Origin of the sequence: Streptomyces typhae (assembly GCF_009755605.1) — a bacterium.
Classification (GTDB): domain Bacteria; phylum Actinomycetota; class Actinomycetes; order Streptomycetales; family Streptomycetaceae; genus Streptomyces; species Streptomyces typhae.
This window is the reverse complement of the sequence record NZ_WPNZ01000001.1, coordinates 1-12,821: the sequence shown is the minus strand read 5'-3', so window position 1 is coordinate 12,821 and position 12,821 is coordinate 1. Positions and strand designations below refer to the sequence as shown.

The following is a 12,821-nucleotide window of genomic DNA, read 5'->3' as shown; positions in this document are numbered from 1 at the left end:
ACGAGACGCGGTCACTTGCCGCCGTTGATCTTGGCTTCCTTGACTGCGCCGGCGTCGACGCCCCACTTCTTGATGATCTTCTCGTACTGGCCGTTCGCGATGATCGCGGCGAGGGCGTTCTTGATCGCGTCCCGCAGCTCGGGGTTGTTCTTCGCGATCGCGATGCCGTACGGAGCGGCCTCGACCTGGTCGCCGACGAGCTGGAAGTCCTTGCCGCCGCCGGAGGTCTTCACCGCGTACGCGGCGACCGGGAAGTCCGAGGAGCCGGCGTCGGCGCCACCGGAGCGCAGCCGGGTCTGGGCCTGCTGGTCGTTGTCGAAGGACTCGATCGAGATCTTCTTGCCGCCCTTGCACTTCTTCGACTCGGCCTTGGCCATGTCGTGCGAGACGGTGCCGCGCTGGACCACGATCTTCTTGCCGCAGAGGTCCGCCCAGGTCTTGATCCCCTGGTCGTCGCCCTTCTTGGTGTAGATCGAGACGCCCGCGGTGAAGTAGTCGACGAAGTCGACGCCGGTGCCGACCTTCTTGCCGGTCTCCTCGTCGATGCCCTCCTGACGGTTCTTGGTGTCCGTCATGGCCGACATGGCGATGTCGTAGCGCTTGGAGCGCAGACCGCCGAGGAGGGTGTCGAAGGTGCCGTTGTCGAACTCGAACCGGACACCGAGCTGCTTGCCGAGCGCGTCGGCGATGTCCGGGTCGATACCGACCGTCTTACCGCCCTTGTCCTTGAATTCGACCGGCGGATAGGCGATGTCGGAGCCGACCTTGATGACGCCCTGGTTGCGGATGTCCGACGGCAGCTCGTCGGAGAGCGGAGCGCTGACGACCTTGTCGCCGCTGTCCTTCTTGTCGTTCGTCTGGTCACCGCAGCCGGTGAGCAGCAGCGAACCGGCGACCGCGATCGCGCCGACAGCGACGATCCGGGACTTCGCGGACGTCGCGGCGGCGTTGCGACAAATGGGGCCTGCGGTCATAGGGGTCCTCCGGCGGATGGGGGAGTAGCCATGCGGTCGTGCACACACCTTCGGGTGTCGCGACCTCGTGTGATGAGGCATCTTGCCATTCGGACTGCCCGATACTGGGGGCCGAAGATGTCAAAATCGGATAACGAGCGATCGGCAAACCCCAACGAGCCGGTGCTTCGCGGTCATTGAGCCGCCGGGACGAGCAGTCGTCAACCGATGCATAACCACCCAATCTCGCCATGCGGACCGTCAGGGTGTCCTTTTCTCAACAATACGGACATTTTCCCCTGGAGGTCTACTAGATACTTGCTGTTCACATCGGTCTGACACAGATAGGGCTCGTCGGCGGTCGGAAGCATCCGGTAGAAAAGACGGTTACACCCCTCATCCGGGGCTCAGGGCACGTGTGCGGCGTGCCCGCGCGTTCGTACGTACCTCCCGTACCGCTCCGCCGACAAGCGGAGAGCCAACGGCCGACAGGTCCGCGGCTTCAGCACGGACGCGGTGCCCGCCCCACTTCTGCACCAGGAAGTGGACCACCCTCAACCTTGAAGAATTAAGGGGTCAGACACAGTGGCAGCGGAGATCGTCAATCCTCGCAGCGACAGCAGCGGCAGCCGTCCTTCCAGCGGCACCACAACCGGTCACGAAGGCGCGGAGGAGCCCTTCGATCCGGCCTTCGCTCTGCATCGCGGCGGCAAGATGGCCGTCCAGGCGACCGTTCCCGTGCGCGACAAGGACGACCTGTCCCTGGCGTACACGCCCGGCGTCGCGAAGGTGTGCAGCGCCATCGCCGAGAAGCCCGAGCTCGTCCATGACTACACCTGGAAGTCCAATGTCGTCGCCGTCGTCACCGACGGCACCGCCGTGCTCGGTCTCGGCGACATCGGCCCGGAGGCCTCGCTCCCCGTGATGGAGGGCAAGGCCATCCTGTTCAAGCAGTTCGGCGGCGTCGACGCGGTGCCCATCGCGCTCGCCACGACCGACGTCGACGAGATCGTCGACACGGTGGTGCGGCTCGCACCGTCCTTCGGCGGGGTGAACCTGGAGGACATCTCCGCGCCGCGCTGCTTCGAGATCGAGCGGCGGCTCCAGGAGCGCCTCGACATCCCGGTCTTCCACGACGACCAGCACGGCACGGCCGTGGTGACGCTCGCCGCCCTGCGCAACGCGGCGCGGCTGACCGGGCGCACCCTCGGCGACCTGCGCGCCGTGATCTCCGGCGCGGGCGCGGCCGGAGTGGCCATCGCGAAGTTCCTGCTCGAAGCGGGGCTCGGCGATGTCGCCGTCGCGGACCGCAAGGGCGTGGTGTCGCGGGACCGCGACGACCTGACGCCGGTCAAGCGTGAGCTCGCCGAGCTCACCAACAAGGCCGGGCTCAGCGGCTCGCTCGAATCCGCCCTGGCCGGCGCGGACGTCTTCATCGGCGTCTCCGGCGGTACGGTGCCCGAGCCTGCGGTCGCCTCGATGGCCCCGGACTCGTTCGTGTTCGCCATGGCCAACCCGAACCCCGAGGTGCACCCCGACATCGCCCACAAGTACGCCGCCGTGGTGGCGACCGGGCGCTCGGACTACCCGAACCAGATCAACAACGTGCTCGCCTTCCCCGGGATCTTCGCGGGGGCGCTGCAGGTGCGGGCCGCTCGGATCACCGAGGGCATGAAGATCGCCGCGGCGGACGCGCTCGCCGATGTCGTCGGCGACGAGCTGTCCGCCGAGTACGTCATTCCCTCGCCGTTCGACGAGCGGGTTGCTCCGGCTGTCACCGCGGCTGTTGCGGCGGCTGCGCGGGCTGAGGGCGTGGCTCGCAGCTGACCTGGGTCCCGCCCGTTGGGGCGGGGCTCTTTGGTTCCCTCTTTTTCCCGCCCGCCCGCCCGTTTCCGGTCTGCCGTGCGGTGGGCGTCTCCTGTGGGGGTGTCCGCCGTCGGCGGGTGCGGGGGTGTGGGTCTTCCCGCCGCTTCGCGGCGGATCTCTCCCACCCGCCCACCCGTTTCCAGCCGATCGCGGGGTGGGCGTTTCCCGTGGGGCTTGATCGGTGTTGGCGGCTTGCTCCACGTTTGGGCTGGGGCTGGGGCTGGGGCTGGGGCTGGGGCTGGGGCTTTGGGTAATCGTCCCGCTGGGCGGGGCGGGTGGGCGCCGCTGCGGTGTGTGTGGGGGAGAGTGGGCGGTGTCCGCGGCTGCCCCGGGCTCGCGCCGCGTGCGCCCGGCGGGCCGGGGGGCCACGGACGCGGTGCGGGTCACACGCGTGTGGCGTTCCGAAGGCCCAGGGGCCAGGCATATCGTCGGCGCCATGTTCGCTGCCTACGCCGCCCGAATCGACCGCGATCAGCCCCTCACCGGCCTGGAGCTGGGTGATCGTCCCGCTCCCGAATCCCGCCCCGGCTGGTCGACCGTGAACGTCAAGGCCGCCTCCCTCAACCACCACGACCTGTGGTCCCTGCGCGGGGTCGGCCTGGACGAGGACAAGCTCCCGATGATCCTCGGCTGCGACGCGGCCGGCACCGACGAGGACGGCAACGAAGTCGTCCTGCACTCCGTCATCGGCCAGAGCGGCCACGGCGTCGGCCCGAACGAGCGCCGCTCCATCCTCACCGAGAAGTACCAGGGCACCTTCGCCGAGCAGGTCTCCGTTCCCACCTGGAACGTCCTCCCCAAGCCCAAGGAGCTCTCCTTCGCCGAGGCCGCCTGCCTCCCCACGGCCTGGCTCACCGCCTACCGCATGCTGTTCACCAACGCCGGCGTCCGACCCGGCGACTCCGTCCTCGTCCAGGGGGCGGGCGGCGGTGTCGCCACCGCCGCGATCGTGCTCGGCAAGGCCGCCGGTCTGAAGGTCTTCGCCACCAGCCGCGACGAGGCCAAGCGCAAGCGCGCCCTCGAACTCGGCGCCCTGGAAGCCGTACCGTCCGGCGCCCGGCTGCCGCAGCGGGTCGACGCGGTAATCGAGACCGTCGGCGCCGCCACCTGGTCCCACTCGATCAAGTCCCTGCGCCCCGGCGGCACCCTCGTCATCTCTGGCGCCACCAGCGGCGACCGTCCCTCCCACGCCGAGCTGACCCGCGTCTACTTCCTGGAACTGAAGATTGTCGGCTCCACCATGGGCTCCAAGGACGAGTTGGAGGACCTCCTGTCGTTCTGCGCCACCAGCGGGGTGCGACCCGTCATTGACGAGGAGCTGCCCCTCGACCGCGCTCGCGAGGGCTTCGAGCGCCTTGAAGCGGGAGGTCAGTTCGGCAAGATCGTCCTGACCGTCTGAACCTCGTTCGTTTGAACCTCGTCCCTCTGAACCTGGTCCGTCTGAACCTCGTCCCACTGAACCTCGTCCGTCTGAACCTCTGGATCTCGTCCCTCTGCACTTCGTCCCTTTCGCCGCGGGTGCGGTGAGCTTCGGCCCGATCAGGGCGTGGAGCCCTTGGGACGCTTCGGTGCGTGCAGTACCACCGCGATGTGGGCCGCCGCTTCCGCGAGGTGGCGGCGGGCTTCGCGGAGCTGCTCCTCGGACACCCCGTGGTCGCGGGCGGCGTCGCGGATGTCGTCGCGGAAGCGGTCCAGGAGGCGGTCGAGGTCACGGCCGGGAGCGCCGGTCGAGTCCTCGTCCGCCCAGTCCGGGACGTACTCGACGGGCACCTCGTCGCGCTTGGCGGTGAAGACGGGGCCCGGCCCGGCCGTCTCGGCCCCGGAGACATTCGGCTCGGGGCTCTTCCTGAAGTCCTTCCCCTCCTCGGGGCGCTTCTCGTAGAAGGTCGGCTCCTCGGCTGGGGCCTCCCCGGCTGTTGCCTCCTCGGAGGGCCTCTTCCCTGCCGTCCTGGTCCCTCCGGCGGCCTCGGTCCCGGACGGCACGTCCGCGTCCTCGGAGGGCGCGTCCTCCCCCGGCGACTTGCCGCCGGAGCCCTTGCCGCGCGACGTAGCTTCCGACGTCCCGAAGCCGAAGTCCTTCCCGAACTCCTTCCCGAAGTGCTTTCCGAGGTCGCCGAACTCCTTCGCGAGCTCGGCCAGCCCCTCGTGGACGCCCGTCGGCCAGTCGCCCCGCGAGAAGTGGACCTGCACCTGCTCCTGGACGAGCTTGGCCATGCGCTGAAGCTCCTCCTGGGCCTGCGCTCGCACCTGTTCCTGTGCGTCCTTGGCCTGCCTGCGCGCCCGCTGCGCCTCCTCACGGGCCCGGCGACTCTCGTCCTTGGCCCGCCGTGCCTGTTCCTTCCACTCCTTGCGGGCGCGCCGGAACTCCTCCTTCGCCTGGCGCCAGCCGTCGCCGTCCGTCCAGGAGCCGTCGAGGAAGTCGGACGCGTTCGGGAAGCCCGAGCCGAGACCCGCGTCGCAGTCCCCCTCCGCGCGCGCCTCCTGCGCGGCCGCCCGCATCTCCCGGCGCAGCTCGCCCGCCACTCCCTGCACGCCTTCGCGGATCTCGGCGGCGAGTCCCGCGACCGACTCGCGGATCTCCAGCTCCAGGTCGGCCAGCTCACCCCTGCGGTCGGCCAGTTCGGCGCGGCCCGCGTCGGTGATGGCGTACACCTTCCTGCCGCCCTCCGTGGTGTGCGTGACCAGACCCTCCGCCTCCAGCTTGGCCAGACGGGGATAGACCGTGCCGGCCGAAGGGGCGTACAGGCCCTCGAAGCGCTCCTCCAGGAGGCGGATCACCTCGTAGCCATGACGGGGCGCCTCGTCGAGGAGCTTGAGCAGGTACAGGCGCAGGCGGCCGTGGGCGAACACGGGAGACATCTCAGAGCACCTTCTTGTCGGTCGGGCCGTCAGCGGCGTCCGCCTTCGGGGCGGCGGTCGGATCGTCCGCGTCCTGGGCGCCGGTCGGAGCGGCGGCCGCAGGGCGCTCGGGACGGGGCGGAGAGTCTCCAGGGGGTGCGTCCCGGGGTGGCTCCTGCGCCCGGTACAGATCTTCCTCCATCGAGGGCCTGCGCAGGAGCGCGATCGAGCCGGAGATCGTCGTCGCCCGCAGTCGTCCACCGCCCGAACCGAGCCTGCCGGTGATCCTCTTCGCCCCCCACTGGCCGCTGACCCGCAGGTCCTCGAAGTCGTTGGAGACCCGACCGCTCGTGGTGTTCGCCGACACCTCCGTGTGGGACGGGTGGGGGAGGCGGACGGCGATCTCGCCGGACACGCTCATGAGCCCGACGTCGGCGGTGCCCGCGGCCGGGTCCAGGTCCACGATCATCGAGCCGCTCACCGATTCGGCCCGCACGGAGGAACCCGCGCACTCGACGGCGGTCAGGTCGCCCGAGACCGAGTCGAACCGCAGGTCGCCGGTGACGCCCTGGGCCTCGACGTCACCCGAGACCGTCTCGGCGCGGACCGAGCCGGAGAGGCCGACGAGGGTGGTGTCGCCCGAGACGCCTCTGACCGCGGCCCCGCCCTCGATCCCGGAGATCACCGCGCCCGCCCCGATGGCGCCCACCTCCACCCGGGTCCCGGCCGGCACGGTCAGCGAGACCACCGCGTGGCGGCGCCTGCCCTGCCCGCAGCCCCTGAGGTCGAGCCACTCCAGGAAGCCCTTCAAGGGCAGGTCCTCATAGGCGACGGACAGCGTGCCACCGCGGTGCGTGACGCTGAGGGGAGGGCCCGACATCTCGGTGACCTCCAGTCTCGATGTGCTCGCGTCCGTGCCGACGACGTTCACCGTGCCGTTCACCACGTGGACGCGCAGGGTCCGCACGGGCTCGTCGAATGTCAGCATTCCGGGTTCGGTGACAGACCACTCCGGCATGGTGGCGAACCTCCTCGAGCGGGTCAGGGCGACACGACGCGCAATATCGCGTATCTGTCATACACGATATATCGCGGATGCCGTAAGTCAAGGCCTGTGGCCTCTTCGCTTCCCCGTCCCGCGTTCGCCCCGATCTTCGCTCTGTGTTCTGGAGCAGCGTTTATCGGCTGCTATAGGCGAATTGTCCTAGCGTGGAGTCATGTCATCCGGACCATCAAGTCCCTCGGATCCTTCTAATCCCTCCGACCCCTCCTACCGATCGAACCCCTTCGACTCCTCTCGTCTCTTCAGCCGCTCTGGTCTCTCCGGTGCCTCCGCTCCCGCCGGTGCCCTTCTCCTCTGCCGGGCCGGCGCGGACTCCGTCGAGACGGTCGCGCAGTTGCTGCGGCAGCGGATGCTGCTGCTGCCCGCGGGCGACGAGTGGAGCGTGCTCGTGCCCGAGGGCACGCCGTGGCTGGACGGCGGCGAGCCGGTGGACCGGGTGCTCACCGGATGGGCCACGGCGCTCGCCGTCGGCTCGCCGTGGCCGGTGCTCGCCCTGTGGTGGGACGCCGACCGCTCCGGCTGCACGCTCGCGTCCGGGTTCCGCCGCACGGTCGGGTACGTGTGGCTGGCCAACGGCACGGCGGCCGGTGAGGACGAGGCGATGCGTACGCTCGCCACGCGCCTCGGCCTCGACCCGGTGCTCGACATGCAAGCCCTGGACACGCTGACCCGGCCCGACCCGCACGCCGACGCTCGCGCCCGCATGCGGGGCCTCCTGGCGGTCCTCACTCGAGTGGGTGTCGCCCTGCCGCCCGGTCTGGGACCCGGCGAACCAGCGGACCGGCTGCGGAAGGCCGCCCGGACACGGGCCGACGTCCGGCACGTCGAGTGGTCCGGCTGGCGCGAGGCCGTGCGTGCGGAGTTCGACGCGGCCGAGCACGGCCCGCTCGGCCGCGCTCTGGCCGGCGCCCAGCTGGCGACCGGGGTCCCGCTCCTGCTCTGGTCCCTCGGTCGCCGCAGCCACGGCTGGACTGCGGCCGGGGCGCTGCTGGTGATGTACGGAGTGCTCGGCCTGGCCCAGGAGTGTGAGCGGGGGCGGGGCGCGGCGTAGCAGAGCCCTGGAGAGCCCCGGAAAGCCTTGGAGAGCTCCGAAAAGCTCCGAGGCTCTGGAGAGGCCCACCCCGTCTCCCGCGGCGCCTACACCCTCCGGCCTTCCGCCCCCAGCATCCCGAACAACTCCGCCCAGTCCCGCGCGTCGAGGTCCTTGGGCAGCCGGGCTGCACCGCCGCCACGCCGCGCCCACTCCTGGACCCTGCGCCTCGGCAGGTCCGGGGCCGCGGCGGTGAGGATCTGGGGGAGTCCGCGGCCCCGCCCGGTGAACACGCGCCGGACGAAGTCCTGGTACTCCCGCTGTCGCGTGCCCGCCACCAGCGGCCGACCGCGGCGGGCGATCGTCAGCAGACCGCCGTCGACGTTCGGGCGGGGCCGGAACGCCGCCGCCGGGACGCGACCCGCAAGGCCGAACTCGTACCAGGGCCACCACTGTGCGGTCATCAGCGTCGCCCCGCCGACCCCGGCACGGCGGCGTGCCACCTCCCACTGCACGAGCAGCACGGCGTCGGTCCAGCCCGACGAGCGCAGGATGCGCCGCAGCATCGGGGTCGTCTCGTGGAAGGGCAGGTTGCCGACCAGGACGTGCGGCCCGGCGGAGGGCCGGTGACGCAGGAAGTCGGCGGTGACGATCGTCGTCGAGGTGCCCACCCGCCGCCGCAGCCGGTCCGCCCTGCGGCCGTCGATCTCGACGCCCGTCAGACGTCGGCCCAGGCGTTGCAGGGGCAGGGTCAAGGCCCCGTCTCCGGTGCCGATCTCGACGATGGGCCCGTGGGTACGGGACACGAGATCTACGAAGGTGCTGATGACGGTGTCGTCGGTGAGGAAGTTCTGGCCGAACTCATGACGGCCATGGTGGTGCGTGCGCACAGGATCTCCGCGGCTTCGAGGTGAGCCGGGCAGCACGAAGGGCCGCTCGGCGCTGACGCGTGGAAGCGGCGGGGCATGTCCTGGGTGACCTGGGTGACCTAGGTGACCCGGTGACGTGGGTGAAGTGGGACGGCCCGCCGCTAGGAGCGGCGGGTCCTCGTCAAAGCCATTGCGGCGAATGCGCACATGACGGCCAGCCTAGAGGGACCTTGGGACCCTCCGGCAACTGGTTTTCCGGAGGCAGAGGCACCGACATGTTCCGCAGGTACCGCCTGAAGGAGGCCGGTTACTCGTCCTCGTCCTCGTCGTCCAGACGCGCCAGCCACGTGGCGAGCCGCTCCACCGGGACCTCGAAGTCCGGGTTGAGGTCCACGAAGGTGCGGAGCTGCTCGGCGAGCCACTCGAAGGTGACTTCCTCCTCGCCGCGCCGCTTCTCCAGCTCCTCGATGCCACGGTCGGTGAAGTACAACTCTTGCTCCTGGTGCGGGCGGGACCCGGACCGGTGGCCGGGATGCGTTCCGTTTCATCGTACGGCCGCACGCCGGAGGGCCCGGCCCCCAGTCCCGTACAGAACTGGGTGCCGGGCCCTCCCGACGTACCGAACGGCGTGAACCGTCGCCGTGGCCTAGGCCTCGAAGACCTCGTTCAGGAGCTGCTCCTGCTCCTGCTCGTGGCGCTTCTTGGAGCCGACCGCCGGGGACGAGCCGTGCGGGCGCGAGATGCGCCGCAGCCGCTCGTCGTGCGGGATGTCGGCGCCGACCGCCAGGTCCAAGTGGTCGATGAGGTTGAGGGCGATGAAGGGCCACGCGCCCTGGTTCGCCGGCTCCTCCTGCGCCCACAGGTACTTCTCGGCGTTCGGGAACTTGGCGATCTCCGCCTGGAGCTCGGCACCCGGCAGCGGGTACAGGCGCTCGATACGGATGATCGCGGTGTCCTTGACGCCACGCTTCTGCCGCTCGGCCTCCAGCTCGTAGTAGAGCTTGCCCGCGCAGAAGACGACCTTGCGGACTGCTTCGGCCTCCACCGACGCGTCGCCGATGACCGGACGGAAGCCGCCCGTGGTGAACTCCTCCGTCTTGGAGGCCGCGGCCTTGAGGCGCAGCATCCACTTCGGTGTGAAGACCACCAGCGGCTTGTGGTGCGGGTTGTGCACCTGCCACCGCAGGAGGTGGAAGTAGTTCGACGGCAGGGTCGGCATCGCGACCGTCATGTTGTTCTGGGCGCAGAGCTGGAGGAAGCGCTCCGGGCGGGCCGACGAGTGGTCGGGTCCCTGGCCCTCGTAGCCGTGCGGCAGGAGCAGGGTGACGCCGGAGGTCTGGCCCCACTTCTGCTCGGCCGAGGAGATGAACTCGTCCACGACCGTCTGCGCGCCGTTGACGAAGTCGCCGAACTGCGCCTCCCACATCACGAGGGACTCGGGACGCGCCAGGGAGTAGCCGTACTCGAAGCCCATGGCCGCGTACTCGGAGAGCAGCGAGTCGTAGGCGTTGAAGCGGGCCTGCTCCTCGGAGAGGTACAGGAGCGGCGTGTAGTCGTCGCCCGTGTTGCGGTCGATGAGGACCGCGTGGCGCTGGCCGAACGTACCGCGGCGGGAGTCCTGGCCCGCCAGGCGCACCGGGGTGCCCTCCAGGAGGAGGGAGCCGATGGCGAGGGTCTCGCCCATGCCCCAGTCGATCGTGCCGTCCTCGACCATGGCCGCGCGGCGCTGCAGCTGCGGCAGCAGACGCGGGTGCACGGTGACGTGGTCGGGGATGTTGACCTGGGACTCGGCGATCCGCTTGACGACTTCCTGGCTGATCGCCGTGTTGACGGTCACAGGGAACTCGGCCTGCGGCTCGGGGACCTCCGCCGGGGCGGGCTGCGAGGTGGCCTCACGGACCTCCGTGAAGACCTTCTCCAGCTGGCCCTGGTAGTCCTGGAGGGCCTGCTCGGCCTCTTCCAGGGTGATGTCGCCGCGGCCGATCAGGGACTCGGTGTACAGCTTGCGGACCGAGCGCTTCTTGTCGATCAGGTCGTACATCAGCGGCTGCGTGAACGCCGGGTTGTCGGACTCGTTGTGTCCGCGGCGGCGGTAGCAGATCAGGTCGATGACGACGTCCTTGTTGAACGCCTGGCGGAACTCGAAGGCGAGCCGCGCGACCCGCACGACGGCCTCCGGGTCGTCGCCGTTCACGTGGAAGATCGGTGCTTCGATCATCCGGGCCACGTCCGTGGAGTACATCGACGAACGCGAGGACTCCGGAGCGGCCGTGAAGCCGACCTGGTTGTTGATGACGATGTGGACCGTGCCGCCCGTGCGGTAGCCGCGCAGCTGCGACATGTTGAGCGTCTCGGCCACCACGCCCTGGCCCGCGAAGGCCGCGTCACCGTGCAGGGCGACGGGCAGGACCGTGAAGTCCGTGCCGCCCTTGTTGATGATGTCCTGCTTGGCGCGGACGACGCCCTCCAGGACCGGGTCCACCGCCTCCAGGTGCGAGGGGTTGGCGGTGAGCGAGACCTTGATCTGCTCGCCGTCCAGGCCGGTGAAGGTGCCCTCGGCGCCCAGGTGGTACTTGACGTCTCCGGAGCCGTGCATCGACTTCGGGTCGAGGTTGCCCTCGAACTCGCGGAAGATCTGGGCGTACGACTTGCCCACGATGTTCGCGAGGACGTTCAGGCGGCCGCGGTGGGCCATGCCGATGACGACCTCGTCCAGGCGGGACTCGGCGGCGCTGTCGATGACGGCGTCCAGGAGCGGGATGACGGACTCGCCGCCCTCCAGGGAGAACCGCTTCTGGCCGACGTACTTCGTCTGCAGGAAGGTCTCGAAGGCCTCGGCGGCGTTCAGGCGGCGCAGGATGCGCAGCTGCTCCTCACGCTCCGGCTTGGAGGCGTGCTGGCGCTCGATGCGGTCCTGGAGCCACTTGCGCTGCTTCGGGTCCTGGATGTGCATGAACTCGACGCCGGTGGTGCGGCAGTACGAGTCGCGCAGGACGCCGAGGACGTCGCGGAGCTTCATCATCGACTTGCCGGCGAAGCCGCCGACGGCGAACTCGCGCTCCAGGTCCCAGAGCGTCAGGCCGTGCTCGGTGATGTCCAGGTCCGGGTGCTTGCGCTGCTTGTACTCCAGCGGGTCCGTGTCGGCCATGACGTGGCCGCGGACGCGGTAGGAGTGGATCAGCTCGAAGACGCGGGCGGCCTTCGTGACGTCGTCGTCGTGCGAGGCGTCGATGTCCTTGAGCCAGCGGACCGGCTCGTAGGGGATGCGCAGCGACTCGAAGATCTCGTCGTAGAAGTCGCTCTCCCCAAGGAGGAGGTTCGCGACGATGCGCAGGAACTCGCCGGACGCCGCACCCTGGATGACACGGTGGTCGTACGTCGAGGTCAGCGTCATGACCTTGGAGATGCCGAGCTTGTTCAGGGTGTCCTGGGAGGTGCCCTGGAACTCCGCCGGGTAGTCCATCGAGCCGACGCCCATGATGACCGACTGGCCGGGCATCAGGCGCGGCACGGAGTGGACCGTGCCGAGGCCGCCCGGGTTGGTCAGGGAGACCGTGACGCCGGTGAAGTCGTCCATGGTGAGCTTGTTGTCACGGGCACGGCGGACGATGTCCTCGTAGGCCTGCCAGAACTCGAAGAAGTTCAGGGTCTCGGCCTTCTTGATACCCGCCACCACGAGCTGGCGGTCGCCGTTGGGCTTCACCAGGTCGATGGCCAGGCCGAAGTTGATGTGCTCCGGCTTGACGAGGGTGGGCTTGCCGTCCTTCTCCACGAAGGAGTAGTTCATCGACGGCATGGCCTTGATGGCCTGCACCATCGCGTACCCGATCAGGTGCGTGAAGGAGATCTTCCCGCCGCGGGCGCGCTTGAGGTGGTTGTTGATGACGATGCGGTTGTCGAACAGCAGCTTCACCGGGACGGCCCGCACGGACGTGGCCGTGGGCAGCTCCAGGGAGGCGTTCATGTTCTTCGCCACGGCCGCGGACGGGCCGCGCAGCGTGACGTACTCGGGTCCCGCCGGCGCCTCCGTGTCCGCCGAGGCCTTGGCGTCCTTGGCAGGCTTCGCGGGCTCCGCCTTCGCGGGCGCGGCCTTGGCGGCTGCGGGCTTCGCGGCGGCGGGCTTGGCGGCGGGGGCCGGGGCCTGCGCGGCGGCAGCGGGCTGCGCCGCGGGAGCGGCCGGGGCCGCGGGCTGCGCGGCGGCC

General features: G+C 69.9%; 9 protein-coding genes. 3 read left to right on the top strand and 6 right to left on the bottom strand.

Features of this window, described 5'->3' with window-relative positions; all coding sequences use genetic code 11:
- Window positions 1–11: 11 nt before the first annotated feature.
- On the bottom strand, window positions 12–974 hold the full coding sequence (locus GPA10_RS00045; RefSeq protein ID WP_058849620.1) for an ABC transporter substrate-binding protein: 963 nt from the start codon (window positions 972–974) through the stop codon (window positions 12–14).
- A gap of 564 nt (window positions 975–1,538) precedes the next feature.
- On the opposite strand from GPA10_RS00045, the gene GPA10_RS00040 reads away from it, so the two are divergent.
- On the top strand, window positions 1,539–2,780 hold the full coding sequence (locus GPA10_RS00040) for an NAD(P)-dependent malic enzyme (RefSeq protein ID WP_343040107.1): 1,242 nt from the start codon (window positions 1,539–1,541) through the stop codon (window positions 2,778–2,780).
- Between the two features lie 475 nt (window positions 2,781–3,255).
- The gene (locus GPA10_RS00035; RefSeq protein ID WP_058849618.1) at window positions 3,256–4,218 is read left to right on the top strand and encodes a zinc-binding dehydrogenase; all 963 of its coding nucleotides are present in this window, start codon (window positions 3,256–3,258) and stop codon (window positions 4,216–4,218) included.
- Between the two features lie 140 nt (window positions 4,219–4,358).
- Here the strand turns inward: GPA10_RS00035 and GPA10_RS00030 are convergent, their stop codons facing one another.
- Both GPA10_RS00030 and GPA10_RS00025 read right to left on the bottom strand, forming a co-directional pair.
- On the bottom strand, window positions 4,359–5,678 hold the full coding sequence (locus GPA10_RS00030; RefSeq protein ID WP_157163743.1) for a PadR family transcriptional regulator: 1,320 nt from the start codon (window positions 5,676–5,678) through the stop codon (window positions 4,359–4,361).
- A gap of 1 nt (window position 5,679) precedes the next feature.
- Complete coding sequence (locus GPA10_RS00025) at window positions 5,680–6,675, bottom strand: DUF4097 family beta strand repeat-containing protein (protein WP_157163742.1); 996 nt, start codon at window positions 6,673–6,675, stop codon at window positions 5,680–5,682.
- A 199-nt stretch (window positions 6,676–6,874) separates the two neighbouring features.
- Between GPA10_RS00025 and GPA10_RS00020 the strand changes: the two genes are divergently transcribed.
- The gene (locus tag GPA10_RS00020) at window positions 6,875–7,771 is read left to right on the top strand and encodes a hypothetical protein (RefSeq protein ID WP_157163741.1); all 897 of its coding nucleotides are present in this window, start codon (window positions 6,875–6,877) and stop codon (window positions 7,769–7,771) included.
- Window positions 7,772–7,857: 86 nt separating this feature from the next.
- On the opposite strand, the gene erm is transcribed toward GPA10_RS00020, so the two are convergent.
- The 3 genes from erm to GPA10_RS00005 form a co-directional block, all read right to left on the bottom strand.
- The gene (gene erm / locus GPA10_RS00015) at window positions 7,858–8,640 is read right to left on the bottom strand and encodes a 23S ribosomal RNA methyltransferase Erm (RefSeq protein ID WP_343040106.1); all 783 of its coding nucleotides are present in this window, start codon (window positions 8,638–8,640) and stop codon (window positions 7,858–7,860) included.
- 286 nt (window positions 8,641–8,926) lie between these two features.
- The gene (locus GPA10_RS00010; RefSeq protein WP_003961784.1) at window positions 8,927–9,109 is read right to left on the bottom strand and encodes a DUF6104 family protein; all 183 of its coding nucleotides are present in this window, start codon (window positions 9,107–9,109) and stop codon (window positions 8,927–8,929) included.
- A gap of 156 nt (window positions 9,110–9,265) precedes the next feature.
- A partial coding sequence (locus tag GPA10_RS00005; protein ID WP_157163740.1) for a multifunctional oxoglutarate decarboxylase/oxoglutarate dehydrogenase thiamine pyrophosphate-binding subunit/dihydrolipoyllysine-residue succinyltransferase subunit occupies window positions 9,266–12,821 on the bottom strand: 3,556 nt, incomplete at its 5' end.